This is a genomic window from Chitinophaga sp. sic0106, assembly GCF_019219075.1.
Classification (GTDB): Bacteria; Bacteroidota; Bacteroidia; order Chitinophagales; family Chitinophagaceae; genus Chitinophaga.
Genome location: NZ_JAHUWJ010000019.1, coordinates 114,588 through 136,704, shown reverse-complemented (window position 1 = coordinate 136,704; position 22,117 = coordinate 114,588). Strand labels below are relative to the sequence as shown.

At 37.2% G+C, this 22,117-nt stretch carries 22 protein-coding genes; 13 read left to right on the top strand and 9 right to left on the bottom strand.

All coding sequences use genetic code 11. The annotated features are described in order from the left end of the window. Window positions 1–108: 108 nt before the first annotated feature. The 5 genes from KW844_RS23385 to mnmE all read left to right on the top strand — a co-directional run bounded on the left by KW844_RS23385 (window position 109) and on the right by mnmE (window position 4,761). The gene (locus KW844_RS23385) at window positions 109–963 is read left to right on the top strand and encodes a MotA/TolQ/ExbB proton channel family protein (protein ID WP_218379214.1); all 855 of its coding nucleotides are present in this window, start codon (window positions 109–111) and stop codon (window positions 961–963) included. Between the two features lie 68 nt (window positions 964–1,031). Next, window positions 1,032–1,691, top strand: coding sequence for a biopolymer transporter ExbD (locus KW844_RS23380; RefSeq protein ID WP_218379213.1), 660 nt, complete (start codon window positions 1,032–1,034; stop codon window positions 1,689–1,691). Between the two features lie 102 nt (window positions 1,692–1,793). After that, the gene (locus KW844_RS23375) at window positions 1,794–2,384 is read left to right on the top strand and encodes a biopolymer transporter ExbD (RefSeq protein ID WP_218379212.1); all 591 of its coding nucleotides are present in this window, start codon (window positions 1,794–1,796) and stop codon (window positions 2,382–2,384) included. Window positions 2,385–2,435: 51 nt separating this feature from the next. Next, the gene (locus tag KW844_RS23370; RefSeq protein WP_218379211.1) at window positions 2,436–3,272 is read left to right on the top strand and encodes an energy transducer TonB; all 837 of its coding nucleotides are present in this window, start codon (window positions 2,436–2,438) and stop codon (window positions 3,270–3,272) included. Between the two features lie 109 nt (window positions 3,273–3,381). After that, entirely contained in the window at window positions 3,382–4,761 is a 1,380-nt protein-coding gene (mnmE, locus tag KW844_RS23365) for a tRNA uridine-5-carboxymethylaminomethyl(34) synthesis GTPase MnmE (RefSeq protein WP_218379210.1), read from the top strand. A gap of 248 nt (window positions 4,762–5,009) precedes the next feature. On the opposite strand, the gene KW844_RS23360 is transcribed toward mnmE, so the two are convergent. Continuing rightward, entirely contained in the window at window positions 5,010–5,768 is a 759-nt protein-coding gene (locus KW844_RS23360) for a hypothetical protein (protein WP_218379209.1), read from the bottom strand. Window positions 5,769–5,828: 60 nt separating this feature from the next. Between KW844_RS23360 and KW844_RS29490 the strand changes: the two genes are divergently transcribed. Then, window positions 5,829–6,176 carry a helix-turn-helix domain-containing protein gene (locus KW844_RS29490; protein ID WP_370626513.1) on the top strand — a complete coding sequence of 116 codons (348 nt, stop codon included), beginning with the start codon at window positions 5,829–5,831 and terminating at the stop codon, window positions 6,174–6,176. Between the two features lie 378 nt (window positions 6,177–6,554). Here the strand turns inward: KW844_RS29490 and KW844_RS23350 are convergent, their stop codons facing one another. Beyond that, window positions 6,555–6,830 (bottom strand): hypothetical protein, encoded by a 276-nt coding sequence (locus tag KW844_RS23350; protein WP_218379207.1) that lies wholly within the window; start codon window positions 6,828–6,830, stop codon window positions 6,555–6,557. Window positions 6,831–6,976: 146 nt separating this feature from the next. Then, the gene (locus tag KW844_RS23345) at window positions 6,977–7,591 is read right to left on the bottom strand and encodes a hypothetical protein (protein WP_218379206.1); all 615 of its coding nucleotides are present in this window, start codon (window positions 7,589–7,591) and stop codon (window positions 6,977–6,979) included. 243 nt (window positions 7,592–7,834) lie between these two features. Between KW844_RS23345 and KW844_RS29485 the strand changes: the two genes are divergently transcribed. Then, window positions 7,835–7,999: a helix-turn-helix transcriptional regulator gene (locus tag KW844_RS29485; RefSeq protein ID WP_218379205.1), complete on the top strand. Its 165-nt coding sequence runs from the start codon at window positions 7,835–7,837 to the stop codon at window positions 7,997–7,999. A gap of 47 nt (window positions 8,000–8,046) precedes the next feature. Here the strand turns inward: KW844_RS29485 and KW844_RS23335 are convergent, their stop codons facing one another. From KW844_RS23335 to KW844_RS23315, 5 genes are all read right to left on the bottom strand, one after another. Beyond that, the gene (locus KW844_RS23335; RefSeq protein WP_218379204.1) at window positions 8,047–10,293 is read right to left on the bottom strand and encodes a DUF3987 domain-containing protein; all 2,247 of its coding nucleotides are present in this window, start codon (window positions 10,291–10,293) and stop codon (window positions 8,047–8,049) included. Further along, window positions 10,294–10,596 (bottom strand): helix-turn-helix domain-containing protein, encoded by a 303-nt coding sequence (locus KW844_RS23330; protein WP_218379203.1) that lies wholly within the window; start codon window positions 10,594–10,596, stop codon window positions 10,294–10,296. A gap of 147 nt (window positions 10,597–10,743) precedes the next feature. After that, complete coding sequence (locus KW844_RS23325; protein WP_218379202.1) at window positions 10,744–12,054, bottom strand: DUF6617 family protein; 1,311 nt, start codon at window positions 12,052–12,054, stop codon at window positions 10,744–10,746. A gap of 23 nt (window positions 12,055–12,077) precedes the next feature. Next, window positions 12,078–13,214, bottom strand: a complete 1,137-nt coding sequence (locus KW844_RS23320) for a site-specific integrase (protein ID WP_218379201.1) — start codon at window positions 13,212–13,214, stop codon at window positions 12,078–12,080. Between the two features lie 1,006 nt (window positions 13,215–14,220). Beyond that, entirely contained in the window at window positions 14,221–14,904 is a 684-nt protein-coding gene (locus KW844_RS23315) for a hypothetical protein (protein ID WP_218379200.1), read from the bottom strand. Between the two features lie 162 nt (window positions 14,905–15,066). On the opposite strand from KW844_RS23315, the gene KW844_RS23310 reads away from it, so the two are divergent. The 3 genes from KW844_RS23310 to KW844_RS23300 are packed head-to-tail and all read left to right on the top strand — an operon-like array spanning window position 15,067 to window position 16,350. Then, window positions 15,067–15,630 (top strand): hypothetical protein, encoded by a 564-nt coding sequence (locus tag KW844_RS23310; protein WP_218379199.1) that lies wholly within the window; start codon window positions 15,067–15,069, stop codon window positions 15,628–15,630. 40 nt (window positions 15,631–15,670) lie between these two features. Further along, a complete protein-coding gene (locus KW844_RS23305) occupies window positions 15,671–15,916 on the top strand; it encodes a hypothetical protein (RefSeq protein WP_218379198.1) in 246 nt (81 codons plus the stop codon). After that, window positions 15,913–16,350 carry a protein-export chaperone SecB gene (locus KW844_RS23300; RefSeq protein ID WP_218379197.1) on the top strand — a complete coding sequence of 146 codons (438 nt, stop codon included), beginning with the start codon at window positions 15,913–15,915 and terminating at the stop codon, window positions 16,348–16,350. The genes KW844_RS23305 and KW844_RS23300 overlap by 4 nt, the downstream gene beginning before the upstream one ends. 129 nt (window positions 16,351–16,479) lie before the next feature. On the opposite strand, the gene KW844_RS23295 is transcribed toward KW844_RS23300, so the two are convergent. Further along, the gene (locus KW844_RS23295; protein WP_218379196.1) at window positions 16,480–18,432 is read right to left on the bottom strand and encodes a DUF4365 domain-containing protein; all 1,953 of its coding nucleotides are present in this window, start codon (window positions 18,430–18,432) and stop codon (window positions 16,480–16,482) included. 102 nt (window positions 18,433–18,534) lie between these two features. On the opposite strand from KW844_RS23295, the gene KW844_RS23290 reads away from it, so the two are divergent. The 3 genes from KW844_RS23290 (at window position 18,535) to KW844_RS23280 (ending at window position 22,117) form a co-directional block, all read left to right on the top strand. Then, a complete protein-coding gene (locus KW844_RS23290; protein WP_218379195.1) occupies window positions 18,535–19,314 on the top strand; it encodes an HNH endonuclease in 780 nt (259 codons plus the stop codon). A 476-nt stretch (window positions 19,315–19,790) separates the two neighbouring features. Next, window positions 19,791–20,537 (top strand): GIY-YIG nuclease family protein, encoded by a 747-nt coding sequence (locus tag KW844_RS23285; RefSeq protein WP_255578598.1) that lies wholly within the window; start codon window positions 19,791–19,793, stop codon window positions 20,535–20,537. Window positions 20,538–20,740: 203 nt separating this feature from the next. Further along, window positions 20,741–22,117 (top strand): ATP-binding protein, encoded by a 1,377-nt coding sequence (locus KW844_RS23280; RefSeq protein ID WP_218379193.1) that lies wholly within the window; start codon window positions 20,741–20,743, stop codon window positions 22,115–22,117.

The following is a 22,117-nucleotide window of genomic DNA, read 5'->3' as shown; positions in this document are numbered from 1 at the left end:
CACTGAATAAAGTTTAAATTGAGTGCTATTAAGCATTACAGACAAAACAGTAATTCATAACTTCTAACAAACAATAGTTTAATTTTTAACACTAAAATTTCAATCAACATGGCTGAGACTAAAACAACTGTGACTGCAGCTACTGCTAAGGCGTCTTCCCATCAACCTAAAAAGTCATCCAACTTATTTGCAACGTTGGCTGTACCTATCTGCCTGGTAATTGGTTTTGTTATCTTTTACTTTGTACTGGGTAATCCTGCGAACTTTGAAGGTAACAATCCTGATGGTCACCCAATTGCAGAAGGTGCGGGCCATTGGTTTGCAACTGTTTACAAGGGCGGTTTTGTAGTACCTATTCTGATTTCTGTATTGCTGATTTGTTTGACTTTCGTAATTGAGCGTTTCCTGTATCTGTCAAAAGCAAAAGGTAAATTCTCTGGTTCTGAGCTGGTTCGTAAAGTTCAGTATCACCTGGCTAACAAAAATGTAGATGCTGCTCTGGCAGAGTGCGACAAACAGAAAGGTTCTGTAGGTAACGTACTGAAAGCAGGTCTGAAAAAATACAAAGAAATGATCACCAACACTGAGTTGGATACTGATCAGAAGATTCTGACTATCAAAAATGAAATTGAAGAAACTACTGCGCTGGAACTGCCAATGATGGAGAAAAACCTGGTGTTCCTGTCTACTATCGCATCAGTAGCAACCCTGTTGGGTCTGTTCGGTACGGTATTGGGTATGATCAAGGCGTTCTCCGCGATGTCAAACGCAGGTGCTCCTGATTCATCTCAGCTGGCGTTAGGTATCTCTGAGGCGTTGATCAACACTGCACTGGGTATCGGTACATCTGCTATCGCTATCATCATGTACAACTACTTCACTACCAACATCGATAGCATCACTTACGCTATTGACGAGTCTGGCTTTACTTTAACTCAAAGCTTTGCTGCTAACCACAAATAATCAGCAGATTATTTATGGAATTTCAGCGGTTTTGAATCTTATTAAAGTAAACCATAAAAAAAGTAAAGATGCCTAAAGTTAAAATGCCAAGGAAAAGCACGTCTGTAGATATGACAGCGATGTGTGATGTGGCTTTTCTGCTCTTGACTTTCTTTATGCTGGCGACTAAGTTCAAACCAGACGAGCCGGTAACAGTAGTTACTCCGTCCTCTATCAACACTACTCTTTTACCAGATTCTGATGTGCTGTTGTTTACAGTAGATAAAGATGGTAGAGTGTTTTTTAGCATGGATGGCCAGCCTAAAAGAAGAAAACTGATCGAAGACTTGAACACGCAGTTCAAGCTGGGTCTGGATGATAAAGAAATGCAAAGTTTTGTAATTGGAGCCAGCGTTGGTACACCGATTAAGAATCTGAAGCAGTATTTATCTGAAACTCCTGACCAGCGTAAGCATTCAGGCTTGGATACAGGTATTCCGACTGACTCAGCTAACAATGAGTTGTCTACCTGGATTGAGTATGGTATGGCTGCACAAGGCGGTAACTTCAACAAACTGAAGTACTGTATTAAAGCAGATAATGCCACACCTTATCCAAAAATCAAGGAGATCCTGGATACCTTCAAAAAGAAGCATATCCAGAAACTGAACCTGGTTACGAATCTGGAAGCACCTCCTCCGGGCACAGCAGCTTACGAGGAAATGCAATCTCCGGCTAAAAAAGACTAATCGGGAGCAGTTTACAAAGCAAATGGCAGCATGCGACCGCTGGACGGCGCTACTCTCTGACCTGAGAGGCTGCTGATTTCAAAACCAAAAAAGCTTACTACTATGGCAGAAATGGATACCAGTAGTGGTGGTGGAAAAGGTAAGAAGCACGGTGGTACGAAATCCAAGAAACATTCTACCCGTGTGGATATGACACCGATGGTGGATTTGGGATTTCTCCTGATTACCTTTTTCATGCTGACGACTACCATGTCCAAGCCCAAAACAATGGACTTGATCATGCCAAAAGATACTGAGAATGAGCAAGAGCAGAACAAAGTAAAAGAAAGTACTGCTTTAACCATCCTTCTCGGAAAAGATAACAGAGTTTACTATTACGAAGGTTTAGCACAAGATCCTAATGCATCTGCTAATCCTGAGTTCTTCCAGTCAACAACTTTTGCTAACAAGGGAGGAATCAGAGACGCGATCATTAAGAAAAGAGATGAAGTTGCTAAGGCTAGGAATGCAAAAGGAGAACCAGAAGACGTTGTAGTGATTATAAAGGCAGATAATGATGCCACTTATAAGAACTTCGTGGATATCCTGGATGAAATGGCTATCAACCGTATTCAGCGTTATGCTACTGTTGATATCTCCGATCAGGATAAACAATGGATTAAGCAGACAGAAACTGCTAACGGCGTGCAATAGTCGTCTTTATGGAATAACTAATTTTTTTGCATCCATCATAAAACATTAACAATGGATTCTGCTAAAGTCTTAAAGTCCGATTTTCTTGATATCCTGTTTGACGGCAGGAATAAAGAATATGGGGCTTATGAACTGAGAAGACAGTATAACAAGCGTGTGAGGAACGCCATCATTGGTACCTCATCACTGTTTATCCTGCTTCTTGGTGGCTACCTGATATCAAATTGGGTAAAGGCTTCTGAGGACGATGGGCCTAAGAAGCCAGTAATACAGGAAATTAAGATGGAAGATGTGAAGATTCCGGATGATCCGAAAACTCCACCTCCTCCGCCTCCTCCTCCGGCACCGCCACCACCGGTTAAGCCGTCAGTACAGTTTACTCCTCCTGTAATTAAAAAAGATGCTGAGGTACCACCTGAAGAGGAACCACCAAAGCACGAGGATATTAAAGACAAATCCATCAGCACCAAAACTGTGGAAGGTGATCCGAACGGTATCGATGCGGGTCTGCTGGAAGACAGTAAAGGTACAGGTGTGGTAGAAGCGCCTCCTGCTCCTGCGAAAGAAGAGATCTTCACTTTCGTAGAACAGCCACCAACCTTCCCGGGCGGTGAAGAAGCGCTGAACAAATACCTGAACAAGAACATCCGTTACCCACGCGTTGCGCAGGAAAACGGTATCTCCGGTACTGTATTCGTACAGTTCGTAGTAGATTCTGATGGTAATATCAAAGATGTTAAAACAGTAGGCGCTGCAAAAGGTGGCGGTCTGGAAGAAGAAGCGATCCGCGTGGTAAAATCCATGCCTAAATGGAAGCCTGGTAAACAAAACGGTCGCCAGGTATCCGTTCAGTTCAACCTTCCTATCCGCTTTACGCTGCAAGAGTAGTACTGTCAGGATATTTGATAAAGAATCCCCGTTCTCACCTGAGGACGGGGATTTTTGCATTATACACTTATTAGTACCTTTGCATCTTCATAATCTAATAACGGTACGTATGCTGGGGAAACTTTCGGGATTTGATGATACTATTGTAGCAGTGGCCACCGCGCCGGGACTGGGAGCCATTGCAGTGATCCGCCTTAGCGGCAGCAAAGCTTTTGATATTACCAATGGGCTTTTCAAGGGTAAGAATTTACTGCTGCAGCCCAGCCATACCATCCACTTTGGCAGCGTCGTTTCCGAAGGTACCGTGATTGATGAAGTGGTAGTGAGCCTGTACAAAGGCCCGCGCTCCTATACCGGCGAAGATGTAATCGAAATTTCCTGCCATGGGTCGCCCTATATCCAGCAACAAATCATTGATGCTACCACCAAAGCCGGCGCCCGGCTTGCCAAACCCGGCGAATTTACGCAACGGGCCTTCCTCAACGGGAAACTGGACCTTACCCAGGCGGAATCTGTGGCGGACCTGATCGCCAGCAATTCGGCCGCCTCCCATCAAACAGCCATGCAGCAAATGCGCGGTGGCTTCTCCAAAGAATTACACCACCTGCGGGATCAACTCATCACCTTTTCCGCCCTCATAGAACTGGAACTGGATTTCAGCCAGGAAGATGTGGAATTTGCCGATCGCACCCGCCTGTATGAACTTATATCTTCCTCCACCACCACCATCCGCCACCTGATAGATTCCTTCCGTATGGGGAATGTGATCAAAAACGGCGTAAATACCGCTATTGTTGGCAAACCCAATGCGGGTAAGTCAACACTGCTCAACACACTTTTGAACGAAAACAGGGCCATTGTAAGCGATATTGCGGGCACTACCCGTGATACCATCGAGGAAGTCCTGAACATTGAAGGTATCCTGTTCCGCCTTATCGACACCGCCGGCATCCGCGAGAGCAACGACACCATCGAAAGTATCGGCGTGCAGAAAACGATGGAAAAAATCAAAGAGGCCGGTGTAGTGGTGTACCTCTTCGATGCTAACGAAATGAGCGTTGCTGAACTGCGCCAGCAGGTAGTTGCTTTTGAGGCGGATAAGATCAATTTCCTGCTCGTAGGTAACAAAACGGATATCGGAGAGGCTGCTATTCGTGCCAAATTCTCTGAAATTCCCGGTATTTTGTTCATTTCCGCGAAAAAGCATGACCATGTGGACGACCTTAAATCAGCACTGGTAGAAAAAGTAATGTCCGGAGATATTAATACGGAAGATACGATCGTCACCAATGCACGTCACCACTCTGCCCTGCAGGAAGTACTCAAATCATTGTTTGATGTGAAAGGAGGAATGGATAATGGTCTGCCGGGAGATTTGCTGGCACTGGATATTCGCAGAGCACTGCATTTCCTGGGAGAGATCACTGGAGAGGTGACTAATGAGGATAGATTGGATTATATATTTAGTAAGTTTTGTATTGGGAAGTAGTATCGTTTCCTTTAGTATGCTTTTTTTTGTCTTTTGTGCTATGGTAGCGGGTTTCACTTGCTGATAGTTATACTTTCTTTGCCTTTAATTGGCGTTTTCTTGTTGTGATGTTGGTTACGAATAGAAAAGTCCGGGACTTCGTGGCATGAATCGGGGAATAGAATGATACGTAATGATACTCAAACGATACAGTATGATACGCAATGATATGTTTAGCTCCTTTTTATTCGTAACCAAGTATATAATAATTATATAGAGGTTCTATTCTGTAACTCGCGGACAAGCTTGGCCACGTCATCAGGTAACCCATGCTCTTTATTACAACTTGGGCAAAAATACTTGTCGAGTGCATCATCCTCTAAAGATAGGCGAGGATTGATCCTATATTTAAATTGATGTTTTGTCAAAGTCAGAATGGCTTCCTTATTCGGTATAGTAGATTGTTCAATGCGATCAAGTGTAAATTTAAGCAGTTCCAAAATACTTATTAATTCGGTCAACTTTGGATTGGCCCCTATAGCTCTATCATCCAATGCACACATATCACAATAAAAATTATCAATTAACGCGTAAATCGCCTCAGCAGCCTTTAACTCGTTGGTAGAGTTTTTTGGCGCATTAGTATCATCGTGAGAATCATTTGATGTATAAGTTTTAGGAGTGTACGTGAACTGGTCGATGCTTTGCTTGATGTTGCTGTATAAATGCGTAAGGTCGTCAGATTCTAGCTGTGTAATGAGTGCTGTATTCGCAGCTTTATTGCCATCTAACTGCGCTCTCAAAGCAAGGAAAAGCAAAATTGCACTTATTAACCCTATTATCGGTGCAGTAAGCCCACCTATTGTATCTCCTATTGGTCCTGTATTTATAAAATTCCACCTCTCTGATGCCGTGTGGCAGGTAAAAATTATAGGACTGATAATTATGCAGGCAATGCCTATTCCGAGCGTCCACTTAGCTATTAGGAGATAATTTCTAGGTTCTTTTGGAGATTCTTTTCTTTTCATATTTTGGTTGTATAATGAAATGTATAGGGGAAATTCAGCTCAAAATAAGAAATTAAGTTTATGACCAGTAATATGCGATTGAATAAGGTTTGCCAGCATTGCCATCAGGAATTTATTGCTAGAACGATGCTTACCCGGTATTGCTCCCATACATGCAATAGAATAGCATATAAACAGGCAAAGCGGGATCAAAAGCTGCAATCTGCTATACATCACGTAAGTGCACAACCAATGCCGGTGATCAATTACGAGACAATAGCAGATAAGCCCTTGTTGAACTTGAATGAAGCAGCACAGCTATTAAACATTTCCCCGCTTACACTTCGCAGATGGCTGAAGGCTGGAAAGATTACGAGTATACGGAAAGGGAAAAAACACTTGTTCGATAAGCGAGGGTTACTACAGTGAGGATGCACACACTGTCATAGAAAGCGGTATATGTATTATCGCAGATCGCAACGCAGATTTTCAGGATTGTATCCCTTTACATGCCCATTATCCCGGAAAAGAGTTATTCAACGTATTTATCTGGTGGGTTTGAAATTTTTCATCAACTCAAGCATGGGTGTAGATAAATCAAAAATAGCGTACGAATAGCTACAGACTTGCTCATACAACATCAGCATATCCGCCCGTTTGTTTTTTATCCCAATCGTCTGTATTATTCGCTATACATCCCAGCTGATAACAGCTCCCACATTAATACCTGTACTTTTTCGGGAGATTCATACAAATCGATGAAAGCCCAAATTTTATTGAAGTGTGGATCGTTTTGCATTCTGAAGATTAAATTTTGTGGCGTTTCTTAATACGGGTAAGGTATCTTTGAAGGTCTTGCTGTTCCTGTTCAAGAACCTGCACTATTTTATCTTTTTCAGCATTTGAAAGTGCCGAGGTTATTGAAAAAGGGGCTTCCTTATCAGGAATATCTTTCAGCCGTAATTTGCGATAAAACGTGGGTACACTCCATCCACACTCCTTGCACACTCTTTCCCGGAAATTAATTGGATGCTTCGTTAACCTATTGTGGATAATTGAGAGGACATTTTTGGTTTTTTTCATATCAAATTGAGATTGTTATGAGCGTAAATGTCCTGCTGGTAATGCAATAGAACAACAGTTAAGTATTATTTATAACGAATTTTATTCGGTTTTACAGATGTACAGGGGTGCTGGGTGTGAAGTAATTAGAGTGTATTTAGATTAGGTTATCTTATTACACTGCCTGGAAAGCTATAGTCATCCGCATCTATTTTGCCGCTACTAACTTTATCCACAGCGTTCCTCCATTTGCCTATTACGCTCATAGATTTTATCACCTTTTTCTCTGAAATCTGATTGATTTGGTCTTCAGTTTCCAATGAATATTTAATAACTACATCCTTTACAGGATATGCTGCATATTCCACGGGAATTGAGATCGACTCTAGTTTCTGAATATTGTAGCTTTCCCGTGGTTTAAGATTTCGAAAAGATGCAATTGATAAAATACCGCCGAATAAATTTCTATCAATTTCTTTTTCGGTTAATATGGTGCCGTTTTCGAGTTTGAGGTAGGTTGACATTGTCATTACGCCATGTGCAATAATGTTGGGTGTATTGTTTTGAATACTACCACTAAATAAGTATGTAATAGTCCTAGGCTGCTTTTTATCATCCAGGCTACTGGTTAACACATAAAAGTCATCAGCCTTTTGGGAGAATAAGGTGAAATCTTTTGATTCTATTTCGGAAGATGTAGCCTCGCATCCTGTGAAGAATATCACTACCGATAGTAGCATTGAACTAACAGTTATGAAAGTACGTAAATCTATTTTTTGCATGATTATCAATTGTTAGAGTATTAAATCTCCACTGAAATTACCAGTTTGACAACGTCAGAATTAAATTTAGTCACATATCATATATGATATGATCAAATATATGATAAAATTGCAAATCATATCATATATGTTATGATAACATATGTGATATAACGGCAACTTCGTTGTCGTGGGTAACGTCAGAAATCAGGCATACATTGACGCTTTTGGTAAGCATGTAAAGCAGCTTCGCAACTCAAAAAGTTGTCGAGGGAGACGGTTGCTGCCCATGCTAACATAGAAGTGATGCAAGTGTATAGGATTGAGACAGGGAAAGTGAATACAACGATTTCTACGTTATTAGCTCTTTCGAAGGCTTTGGAGGTTCCCGCAAAAGAGCTGTTAGATTTTACCTTTGTAGAGCAATGATAAAAAATCCTGCACATTGCAATTTTGCAACCTGCAGGATTCGTATTTTAAGCAGCCTTTTTACTGTAGCTGTTATGTTTACTTTTTTCGATGAAATCATTTTTGACCAACTTTTTAAGATAGTTATCAACAGTGCGCTCTGAAACGCTTAGTTGATTTACACCAATGGATAAAGCTGTTTGCCGCTCAAATTCAATGGGTAAACTTTGAAAGAATGTATTTAATTTACTGTCTTCGATTGCAAGAGCTTTTGGTAATTGCTTGTATACAGCCATTGCATGCTCAATGTATACCTTACTCAGTGCCATTGCGTTACTAAAGTCAATGTCATTGCAATAAATATCCTTGGATTCGTTATCTTCCTGCCACGCGCTGAATATGGTGAATATCATAGCTATTCTGAAAGTCGTTAATCCAAGTCGCAATACATTGCTGCCTGCTTCCTGATTGACAAAGCAAGATGTTTTTGATAGAAGATTACTGAAGGTTTCATCAAATTGGCACCATTGCTCCTTGGTTAGATGAAATTGAAAGGGATGAGCAGTATAATACAATGCCATTTTTGTTATTTCTTTTGCAGCTTCCTGGTAAACCTGAGTAAGTGGGGCATGGCCAATAGTTGGTGCAGGACTTCGCCACTTCCCACCCTTCTGGAATGTATAGAAAAGAAAACGGCTGAATAACCCATCTTCTGCTGAACCAATAAGGTTTGTAACCTGCATAGGTGTACCTGATAATGCAACAGATAGGCGAGGACGAGGAATTTCCACGTATTCTTTATTTGTTTTTCTATGGTAGCTTAATCGCTCGTGATGCGTAGCTTTTCGAAGTATGTCAGAAAATCCACCCCATTCTTGCTTCATTGCATTGCTTAACGTGTCAGCTTCCGTTTCACATAATAATCCTATTCCTTTTGATTCATTAAGCAGACTATAAATAGACGCAGAGCTGGAATTACCTGGAATTAGTAGTACAATAAATGGAGGTTGCTCTGGAGGTTCACATTTGTACCCCTCTTTTTTCTTTTTGTTATTGTATTCTTCAAGTTCCGCTTCATACCTAACCTGGGCATCTATGCTATTATTAAATAGTGTATCATGGTAATCAGTAGCAAGGTCATTCGCAAAGGATAGTACTCCTTTACCACTAGCTGGAGGTGCTACAGCAAAGCTATATAGATTCGGATATACTCTCTTATTGTCGTAATAACCTGATATTTCAGAGAAACAGGCGCTTAATGTACCTAGTGCACCTGTGAAAAATATATCACGCTGGCGTTTGTCCTGAAATACTTCTGTAATTCTATTTAAGAAATCAGGTAACGTTTCAAATATGGAATCGGGTAGATATGGCGTGTCTATATCGTCGATATCTTCATGAGCTTCAGTAGTAATTACAGTTGAAGGGGGGTGTATAATGGCAGAGGGTTGTATTTGTTGTTTATTATTTATCCATTTGCCAAAATCTGCTACATTTCGATTGTAAACTCCCTCTACTACTTGCTTTACTTCTCGTTCTGATAAGTCACTCGCAAGTATTAACGAGTGTTTAAGGGAGTATTCAAGAGGAACCCCTTTCCTATTACAATTATTAGCTAGAAAAAAAAGAAAATTATTTCTGTTGCCTTCTTCGTATTTAAAGCCTTCTTTAAACCGTTCGGTATATTTTACTTGTTTTTCGAATTCAAGCGTAAAATCGGAATGGGGAAGGCTTTGGAGTGGTTTTATTGCAGGGGTTTCACTCTTATTAGTTACAGGGAATCTTTCAGCAAATGGATTAAAATGAGCTTCGGGATCCCATGACATGAAACATAATCTGGTAATGTCGTTTGTTTTAGCATCGAATCGAAATCCTAGTTCACTTTCATAGTATTGCACCACCTGGGTGTATGCTGATTTGTGAATTGTATGGTCACTATCAACTCTGACCATTATTTTAAGTCCCAGGCCACTTGGGCTTACGAAGCTTAACAAGGTATGTGGTAAGCAATTGGCTCTGCTTCTAGCTTCATGTACTTCAACTGGTGATAAATCATCCAGATCAAGAATAATGATTTGGCTGTATGTCTTTAACGATTTTGAATCTCTACGACCTGTAAATGTGCCGGAAGCAGTGAAACCGGGAAGTGATTTTTTTAATGAATCCGCTGCGTCTTTACTGCCCATAGCATAGAGTTGCCGAATTTCTTCCACCGTTTTACGGCATCCGTTTCCCCTTAGTTTATTATAAATCACGTTGATGGCGGCTTCCCTATCAACATTTACGAAGTTTTTTATGATAGATACCAGTTCCATTTATAATTTATTTAAACTGTTTAATAAATAGTGATTAGCCAATACATTCTGCTGAAGTTCGCTGCTTCCTTCTTTAGACATCATCCAGTCATCCAGTGATGTTCTTTTGAAATAAATCAGCTTTCCATTGGGCTTTGAGAAAGGTAATACCTGCTTTGAAGTCAACTTGAATAGAGTGGCCTTTGAAATGCCCAGATAAATAGCTGCTTCCTCAGATGTGAGAATATCTTTTTCTTTTAGCAGCATTTTTATACGCAAAAGCTCTACCGGCCCGATGTTATCGGGAATGTCTATATGCTTCATTATTTAAAAGTATTATTGTTTAGAATAGCATCCAGGCCCGGTTGCGGCTTATCAAGTGTGATAAGATGATGTAAAATTATTGAAAATGAAGTCGCACATGCTTTGAATTGTAACAGGTAATTTTTTTGTTGAAAAAAAATGTTACAATTATTGGAGAAGATATTTTTTCATTATGGGGGCTACAATCATATTCAACTTATATTCAACACTTTCAGGGTTTTTGAGGTATTCGAAATAGCGCTTACGACTATTTTGTAAATTAACTCGTTTTAGTAATTTATAGCTTTTGATTGAAGAATGCTTCATAGCATTTCTTTCGGATGGCTTCTTTTCAGGGGGAATATAGAATAACCCACTTCTCCCTATCATACTGAAATTAAATTTCTTGAGCGGCGAAAAATGCAGATTTATTACATCGAATATGTAAGAGAGCGTAGTTGTTTCACAATCAAAATATAATTTGGGAACAATTTTAGTAAGACTTTTTGTTGTTAATACAGTGCTAAACTGGTATGGGGTGCAGGTTTTATGAAGGATACCTATTCTTAACAGCTCGGAGGCAAGTATTTCTAATTTTTCTTGATGTTCTGGGAGAATACCAAAATAATAATTGTTTGTATTTGTCCTGGTGAATTCCGACTTATTCAGTTGTTTTAAGAATTTCAGATATTTATTGATTATCTCAAATTCATCTTCTAGTCTACCGAATATAGATACTACATTTCTCCATCTATTAATCTCGAATGTTTTAAAAGCATTGAATTTCTTAGGATTCTCATTTAAGCCTTGCTGAGTCAGTTTTTCATTAAATAATTGAGAAAATTCCTGTTTCGTTGTTTTAATTCCTCTATAATACTGATACTCTTGTTCTCTTTTCCGCTCTACAAAAATGAGGCTTTGTTCATCGCATTCTTCTTTTTTGCAGGGGATTGAGAAGTATAACGTAATTAAGGTTTGTAAAGGTATTTTTGCAGGAGGTTTTAATGATTCTTCTAAGCCTTTTCCTAAATAACCTAAATTGAATACATGGCTGGTTAGGGTATTAATATAGTTTTTCTTTAGTTGGTACCTGAAGCCTTCAGCATTGTAATTCTTATTTAGCAGAGTTAAGAATTCCGGCAAGGCTGTTAATGATGGATTATTGTATATATCTTCTGCATCTAATTCTGCAAACTGAATTTCAGATATTAATTGCCTAATGAAAAAAAGGCATTCGATACTATCGGAAATATTTTCATTTGAATATGCTCTATCTTCGTATAAATTGAATTCATCTTCATCCATAGATGGAATCTTTCCATTTACTGCATTATCGAAATGATACCAGAAGTCTTCATTAGCATCACGATAGTACTTCCTTGCAAAAAGAATGTATTCCTTCAGGCGGTGTTTGGTGGAAAAACCATAGGACTTTTCTATTATTACTAAATAGTCTTTTTCTGTCAGAAAGTTATCCATCTCACAAATATATTTTCACCAATTTACAAGAGTAAATCGGGAATTTTGTTAGCTGCCTCAATTTTTCGCTTATCTATCACTTTACCATATATCTCTGTAGTCTTAAGATTTTTATGGCCCAAGAGCTTTGAGACTGTGTAAATGTCAGTGCCATTTGTGAGCTGTAATGTAGCAAAGCTGTGACGGGCGCAATGAAAAGTTATCTTTTTATTTATTCCGGCTGCATTTACCCATTCCCGTAGTTTTAAATTGTGCCATGCACTGTATTGTAACCCTTCAAATACTTTTTCGCTATCAGACTTTCGTTCACCTATTAATCTTACTGCTTGCTCAGATATAGGTAAGGTTTCTGCGCCTTTAGTCTTCTTTTGAGTGAATTGTATACTCCATCCTCCCGCTTCACTATATTTAATATTATCCCACAGTAGTGCCTGCACATCGGAAAACCTTAATCCTGTAAGTGCACTAAATAAAAATGCCTGCTTCAAAATAGATACTTCACAATCGGTTTTAACCAGCATCTTTAATTCTTCCCATATTAGGAACTGTCGGTGTGTTTCTGCTGCTTTTATACCTTTTACTCTTGTTACAGGATTTTCATGTAATAGCTTTTTAATATGGGCTTCTTTCACGGCTGCTTTGACCTTTGTATAGTAGGAAAGAGCTGTATTGGTCGCAAGTACCCGTTCTTTGTTACCGCGTCTGGCCTTAGTTGTTAACAGGTATTCCTTAAATCTTTCAAGAAATACTTCATTCACCTGATCCATTATAATGTCTTTGCCATTGGAAAAAGAGAGTAGGTGTTTGTATGCACTGTCCCAACAGCCCCGATTTCCTTCAGAATCCTTTTTCGTATCCATTACTTTTTTAAAAAATTCAAGGAAACTGGTTTTACCCACTATAGGACTAATAAAGCCGTGTTGGCTACTTTGGGCTAATAGTATTTTCTTCGATCTGATTAATTCTGCTAGTTTAGCTGTTTCTTTATTATGATCTTTCTCAATCTGGGTGCGAGGTTTCTCGTACAAATAAAGATTCAAAAACTCGTATTCTCTGGGTTGGTTGGTTCCGTAATGGTATGCAAGGTATAGGCTTGTCTTACGGACTTTATTACTTCCTTCGGGAATGGTGCTTTTACGTTTCAGTAGATAAATTTTCATGATTAGTCGTTTTTATGGTTACGAATTGTAACGCGACTTTCCGATGACTTTTTTAATCTGACAACAGGGGCTGCATTCCACGTGGGATTTTATCGGAAGTGCATAGCAGAGACTTACTTTCTTAATCAGAAAGTGATTTTGGAGGTTTTCGCAATGAAATTCTTTAATAGTGAAATTTACAGTTGTATTATGTGTTTTTTCGATTTTTAATGTTTTCTGAGATCAATCATCCAGAAAACTATTTGAAGCGAAAAAATGGGGGTTTAGCATAGTAAGAATTGGCATCCTTAAATGAAGCTGTAATTATTGTTCAACCAAATGATTCAAGATCTCCTGTAACTGCAATATTGCAAAATTGCAAATGAGTATTCTGGGAGAGAGAATGTAGGCTGTTGTTTAATTCAATTTTTTTTCCTTTTTTCTATATTTAGAATAAAAATAGAGTCATAATAAAGAATGCTTTACATTCTTTATTATTCCTTTGAGTTAAACAGAAACAGCTACGCTATTCCTGTTTAACTTCTTATACTATAGAATATAGAAGAATAAAGTGTACACATGCTAATGTGTATACTTTATTCTGGGATGCTTCAAGTAATTGTGCTCAGTATAGTCACCCGATGCTTTCTTTCCTTGTACGTCGATAAAAATGAAGCGTTGATTTTTGTTTATCGATAATGAGAGTTTTCGGTTTTGATCTATTAGGATTATCCTTCATTGGGAAATTCATTTGAAGAGAAGAATTTAGGTTGCGGAGGATAATAAATGGTATTCTTAATTGAGGGACAAATTGGGGAGTACAACTTCCTTCTGCTGGATACAAATTTAGAGTGTACTTGCAATATTGCAAAGTTGCTACATTTTGGGTGAGGATGTAAGGATGGCTAAATGAAAACAGTTGCCCCCAAAAAGATAGTAAACTTACTTTTGTTGTGTACTCGTGCTTTTCGGAGTTTCTTTTGGGCGATTGAAATAGTTATAGTGATAGGCCTTCTATATCCACGATTTAATGTTGATTTAATTTATTTATATCCTCGCCTACCTTAAATATAAGTGGATAAATAGTTTTATCAAAAAATTGATTTAGCTCTGTAAATTCATCTATGACACTCTGGCCATGAGTAAATGTTGTCACATCTGTGAAGTGAATTTTGTTGCGTTCTTCATTTAGGGCGGATAGAATTTTTAAAATATTGCTTGGGAGTTGTATGACTGCTTGATACTTTGGTTTTAATAGTGTACTTAACTGAAGTGTTTTATAGGTAATTTCTAATTGCTTAAGATTTCGACTTGTCAAATTGACAAATGATGATTGTAATAAGACAGCTGTCGCTAGGACAGGACTTTCTTTTGCACTTTTATTCAAGGCTTTGTTTGAGTTGGGATTGATTTCATGAACTAAGTATCCATTTATCAGTAGAATTGCTTTCATGTAATTTTCAAAGCATATGGTTATACGTACTTTATCAACTACTCCCTCAAATGCAAATTCTTGAATTTCACTAATGGGGAGATTTATCTGTGGGCCATGGGTTAAGTTCCTATAAGTTTCAAAATTTTTATAGACATAAGCTCTTTTGAAAATTTCACCACTATGAGCAAGAAGATTCTGAGCTGTGATTAATCTATTAATATTAGCATAGTAAACGATCATATGAGAAAACTCCTCAGGAAGTAAATTGTTTTGCATAATTGTCTATTTGTAGAATATTGTAAATACCAAATGAAGAATAAATTTATATCAATTTCAAAAGTTTATTATATTAAAATTATATTCGCATTCCAATTAATCCAATGCATTTACTTCAAGATAAGAATATTAAATCAGGTCTTTTCTTGAAATGAAGACAATATGAAACTAATATTATATCAAACATTAGAAGATAGAAATAATCCTGAAGAAGTAGAGGCAAACGGGCCATTTGAGTGTAGAAGGTTGGATGCTTGGCTAGGCTTTGGATACTATTTCTGGGATTCTCATATAGAGTTAGGCCATTGGTGGGGGGATAGGGCATATGGTACTAATTATGTCATTTGTGGTGCAAACGGTAAAATGGATGAAAGTTGTTGGGACTTACATGGAAATGGACTTCATAGGCTAGAATTTGAAGAAATTTCAAAAAAGATTGTGTCAGGCGGTATTATTCAGAAACAGCATCTAACAGTAGCTAAGCTGATAATATATTTGAAAAGGAATAAATCGTTAACCTATAGTTCTATTAGAGCCTTGGGGATGAATTCAATGTCATCAGCTTCTCCGTATGCAAAAAATATGATATTTATAAAACGGTATAATGCTTCCTATTTAGATATGCGGCCGGCTGTCCAGGTTTGCTTATTTGATAAGAAAGCTTTATCTTTGAGAGACTATCGTATTGTTTACCCTGAAGAATACATTGATAGTGCATTTGCCTAAATGTTTAATTATCAATTTGTTATGTCTAAATTATGCAACTATGAAAAGTGAAATGTTAGCTAGGTTAACTGAATACTTAGATAATACTAGCATTGAACAATTACGGAAAGATTGGGAGGAAATTAATTGCTTAGAAATAAATAGTCCAAATGTCTTTGAATATCTTGACTTTCTAGATGGCTATTCATGCAACCTAGAAGGATGCTTAAGTGAAGAAATAAAAGTTCCTGAAAATATGGTCCCGAATTTTTCGGGATCTTTTTTTTTGTGTAATATAGCAGCATGAAAGAAGCACAAAAAGCAGCATTTGCTTTTGAAAGATTCCAAATCGTAAATTTTGCATTTAAAGACCTGAGTTCGGTTGAAGAGGATAATTTGACTATGGGATTTAGCCCAAGTGGAATATATGATTCAGAAAATGGTGGGTTTAAAATGATTCTGAAATTTATAGTAGGAACAAAAAATCAACTTCAATCAAGTGAAGAGCTGATTAATGTAGATTTGCACGCATATTTTCGCTTTAACAAGAAAACCCCTTTAGAAGATATTCCAGCATATTTTTACCGTAATAGCATAGCCATTGTGTTTCCATATTTACGTGCGTTTATTTCTTCTTTAACGTTACAAGCCAATTTGAAACCATTAATTTTGCCTATTATGAATTTAAGTAGTCTTGAACAAGATTTCAAGGATGCTACTAAAGTTGTAACTGAGCCTTAATTTTCTGGTTGTTTAAGGTTACTAATTAGCAACAGGCTTGATTTTCCATTAAGGAGTATCATTAATCTGAAAATACATTTGAGACCAATCATTTAGGGTACAGAAGTAACAATGGCAAGTGTTATTTGTTTACTCGGAAAGTTCTATGTTTAGCAGATCTGCAGTAGTCGAGAATATTTTTTCATTTAGCTCTTCTTCCCACTCTTTTGTGATGTAGGTTGCTGGATCTAGTGGCTCAATTGACATCATTCCCTGTAAATAACCAGCTTGTGCACCAATTTCTCGAAATGCAATTGTAGGTAAATTTATCATGATAAAGGCAAGTATTTCTACAGTGTCCTCATTACTAAATTCCTTTTGAGGAATAAGGATTTTTAATAAAATAGGAAAAGAGTCGCTATATACTTTGCAACATTCAACTCCATTGATTTCTGTACTAGATCGTATTAATTTAGTGAATGAGATCAGGGTAATAATATCAAAATGATTCCAGAATTCTAGCTCAATAGGAAAATACGGGTTAACTAGGTGGCTAATGTATCTATCTGAGTTGTAAGTCTTCTTGAATTGTATAAAAAGATCAATATTTACTAGAGAATCCATTAGACATTTGTCAGAAAAGCCAAGATGTTGAAACTCTTCCCAATTAATGTTTATTACCTGAGGAAATTTTTCTTTTATAAAGTAAAAGGCTTGTTGTTCTGTATAGTTGCAAACTTTTATATAGTGGTATATGCTTAATGGATCATTGTGGAGATCAATTCTGTAACGAAAAAAATCAATGGCATCTTGTTTCAGGTAAGGATGTTGTTCCCAGTTTTTGGCTAGAAGCGTAGATTTGAAATTAAGTAGCGAAATTTCGGAAGGTAAGAAATCTAGACCTTTATTTACCCATTTTAATGCTTCAAGCAATTCCCCGTTATTCTCATAAGCGTATGCAATCCAGAAATAGCCTTTTGGGAAATTTTTTAGTAATAAATCTTCATTTTCTATTACACTTGAGAACAGCTTAATTGCATCTTGATGTTTATTATAGATTTTAGATAATGTTACGCCTTTACTGAATAAGGCTTCTATTAAGGAAGGGTTTATGGAGAGGGCATTATCATAACACTTCAGTTCCTCGTCGTGCTGTTGAAGATTCCAATAAATTGTACCTAAGTTTTTCCAGCATTCAGCATTATTGGGATTGATCTCTAAACTTAAATGATAGTATTTAGCAGCCGAAGCATCATCACCTAATGCCCCAAGGGCATTCGCATAATTATACAGATGTAGAGAATCAGAGTCTGATGAAATAAATTTTTCGAAGATCATTTTTCCCGAAAGAATCATTCCTTTGTTTTCTGTTCTTATTCCAAATTCAGTTAAAATGCATGCTTTTACTTGCAGCAAGTAATTATTTTGAACATTATCTAATAATCTATTTACAGTTAGTAGAGCATCTTTATAGTTATGGGTTAAATAGTAACTCCATGCAAGTGCTTGTGTTATGCTATTGTCGTTATTGTCTAATTGCAACTGTTTAAATAGAAAAATGGCTTGTTCATATGCCCCAGAATAAAATGATTTCCAAGCAGCAATTTGTGTTGATGATAATGTTTCTAGGTCTATATATTCTAAAAACGATCTTTTATTAAAGATAGCTTGGATGAATTCTTTTATGTTTAACCAGTTTATTGTAGTTAACTTTTTTTTCTTTGAGATGGAAACAGTAAATGTTTCGTTAGATTTAGTAAGATCAATAGCCAATTCGTGTATCCATGACCAATAAGCTTCATCGTCTTCAGAATTATATATAACGAGCATTACAGGCTCTAATCTTGAAAAATAGTAGGCAATAGTTGATCGTTTTAAAGGAACTGAAATATTATCTATGCTTTTGGAAATGCTGGTGCTTTTTAGCTGGACGGAAAAATTTAAACCTGTCATCTGGTTGTTTATGGCGATTTCCACTTGATAGTCTATTCCATAATCATGGGTGGGTGTATTTATAACCCATTCATCAGGTACATTTTTTTCAAAGAATTTTCTAGATTTTGTTTCTAAGATATGAGAATCGTGCCTTATAGGACCAGTCATAAGTGAGATGAATATTTATTTATAATATCTTTCAACTAATTTAAGCTAAATTCAAATAGTACTTCTTAAATTGATACGATGTTCTAAAAATGGAATAGCTCTATGAAAAAATGCATTTGGTGCTCCCAGGACGAACAACAAGCTAGCTTTAATAAGCTGGCACATACTATACCCCAATCGCTGGGAGGATTGAATATCTGTAAAAATGTTTGTGATAATTGTAATAGTTTTTTCGGATCTCATTACAATAAACTCCCTCCTATTGAAACCGTTATAAAAGAAACATTTAATATTTCACGTGCAAGATTTCTCAATACGAATGATGAAATAGGTAAAAACAAGGCACTCCCTAGATTTAAATCCATCTACTTTAATGTTGATTTTAAGAAAAGGTCGATCGACCTTAAGCCGAGCTATGAGTTAAAGTCCGGATTTCAGGAAAAAATTTGTAGGCAGCTTAAAAGAGGGATTTTTAAGATGTTTCTTGAAGAAAGGGAACGGCAGATGGGAGATGGTCATGATTCAAGATATGACTTTATTAGAGAGTTTGCGAGATATGATTTAGGAGATTTTCCGATTATATACTTTGAACGTCGCCACGGTGCTATCCTAATGGTAAAGAGCTGGGCAACGAACCCTGAAATTTTCATGAGTAGAGGTAGCCAATTCAAATATATAAATACCGACCATTCTTTTTTTGAGTTTGAATTATTGGGGCACTTGTTCGGCGTTCCATGTACAAGAGCATGGGAGCTGAATTTTGAAAATTACATAGTCGAGAGTACAAAGCAAAAAGCAGGGTTTTTTAAATCTTGGAGATTTATTAGAAATTTTAATGATATTGATCTAGTTCTTAATATTTTGAATGATCCAAAGGGATAGTGTATGAAAATCAATTTGTTACGAATAATGCACATTTCTTTTTCATTTCTTCCTTAAACCCGCTATATTCCCGGCGACATAACACTCCCGGGCCGTTTCTGTATTGGGAAGTAGCATTGCTTACTTTAATATGCTTTTTCTTTCATTTCTTGCTATGGTATTGGGTTTTACTTGCTTATAGTTGTACTTTCTTTGCCTTTAATTAGCATTTTTTAGTTGTGATGTTGGTTACTAATGTTCGGGAATTCGTGACATGAATCTGCGAGTAAATGATACCGTATGATACTCAAACGATACGTTATGATACGTTTTTACTCCTTCTCTTTCGTAAACCGAATTGGAGTTAGTATGAGTAATGAATTTTTTGTCCTTGTACACCGCTTTGAGAATAAGCATCTTCAGCTGTTTTGGACTATTGTGAAATATTTAGTTTCCTTTTTTGTAATTTATTACCTATAAAATTTTAAAATGGGTTTATGGAAGGATACGTATATATACTAATTAACAAGTGTATGCCTGGACTCATTAAAATTGGGTTTACTAAACGGAGTCCTGAACAAAGACGTCGAGAGCTATCACAGCCTTCTGGAATTCCAATTGAGTTTGAGATTGCCTATGAGATTTTTTCCAGCGATATTTTAAAGTTGGAGAAATCTGTACATTCAGAATTGGAGCATACCAGATTGAATTCAAATCGGGAGTTCTTTTGCATAGAGCTGAACGAAGCTATTACCATAATAAGACATAAGGCAGATGAACAAAGGCTAGAAGCAGCGTTTAAATCCAACGGAATCAATGAATTGTTTGATAGTTATGAAGCGATTGAAATACTTGGAAGGCTCAAGGAAAAATTTGGAGAAATGATAAGAATGAATATTCTATCTGCTAGAATTTATCAAACTAAACAACATTGTTACCATGAAGTAACTCAACAAAAAGGATTTCATTCAAAAGGCAGCTTTATTTTAACGGATGATTTGGTCATTAATAGATCGAACTTGAATTTTATAGGGGATTTTGATGATACTAAGGAGGAAGAAGAGGCGGTTATCTATATGTTTGATCCTACCAATCCGGTAACTTATAATGCAAGGATTTTTGTGGATGAAATGGACCCCTATTCTATAATAATGTGCGGGGATGATCTGTTTACCCCAGCAGCCATTGAAGAAATCTGTGAGAAGCATAGAAAAAGATTTTTTTCCACTGACGATATGAAGTAGCCAAGGCATTGCTATGCAATTATTCGCTGGAATAATTTATTTTTTTTAGCTTAACATGTTGTTAATCAAGTTTTTGGTTTATTGTAGTTTGCCCTTAATTAGACATTCATTATCACGAATAACCTTTAATTCATTACAAATTTAAATGAAATTAACCCCTGTAATATTACAATTTAAATGAAAAATATCCCTAATTTTGAGACATGTTTCAGCGTGATATTATATTTGAATTGGAGAAATGGGTATCAAAGGCTAACCGAAAGCCCTTGATCATTAGAGGTGCTCGCCAGGTTGGTAAAACGACTGTAATTAACCAATTTTCTAGCTTATTTGAACAATATATCTATTTGAATCTGGAATTGCCAGAAGATAAAAAGCCTTTTGAGGAATTTGAGACTTTTGACACTCTTCTCGAAACACTGTTTTTTATTAAGAATAAGTTATTGGCCAAAAGAGGAAAAACGCTAATATTTATTGATGAGATTCAGGAGGTCCCCGCCGCCCTGCAGCAGTTGAGATATTTCTTTGAACAGGCACCTGATGTAGCCGTGATCGGTGCGGGTTCAATGTTGGAAAGTTTGTTCAATCCCGTTATTAGTTTTCCAGTTGGACGGGTCGAGTATCTAGTAATACATCCAGTTTCTTTTCCCGAGTTTTTGGGAGCAATGCATGAAACCAGTGCATTGACCTACTTGAAGAAAGTACCAATTGCCAAGTTCGCTGAAGATAAACTAATGAAACTCTTTCGCACTTATTGCCTGATCGGTGGTATGCCTGAAGTAGTTGCTCAATATGTTGAAGCTAAAGATCTTACTGCCCTTAAGACGACCTATGAATCTCTGTTGGTCTCTTACCTTGACGACGTTGAAAAGTACGCAAATAGTAGTGCTCAGGTAGAATACATCCGACATGCTATTCGAGCAAGTTTTGCAGAAGCTGGTAGGCGCATAAAATATCAAGGGTTTGGTAATTCCAGCTATAAATCTCGGGAAATGGGAGAAGCACTTCGTACTCTAGAGAAGGCATTATTAATACATTTAGTATTTCCGCAAACAAGTCCAGTTCTTCCGTTACTTCCTGACCAAAATAAATCACCTCGATTGCATGTTCTTGATACTGGAATGTTGAACTATTTTGTCGGCATACAACAGGAATTATTAGGTACACAAGATCTTAGTACAGTGTATCAAGGGTTCATGATTGAACATATCATGGGGCAAGAATTATTGGCCAGGCAGTATAGCGCATTGCACGGGCTAAATTTTTGGGTGAGAGAAAAAAGTGGGACTTCAGCTGAAATTGATTACTTATTCGTGTATGAAGGAAAATTAATCCCGATAGAAGTTAAATCGGGGGCCGAGGGCAGACTAAAGTCTCTCCATCTTTTTATGGATCTTGCACCTCATGATATGGCAGTTCGTTTTTTTGCTGGCGAGGTAAGTATTTCTACCATAACAACGTCTAGTGAAAAGAAGTATTATTTATTGAATCTTCCTTATTTCCTTATTTCACAGATTGAAGGATATTTAAAATGGTTTGAGACCCAGGTAGCCGAAATGAAGGAGAAGGATACGAAATAA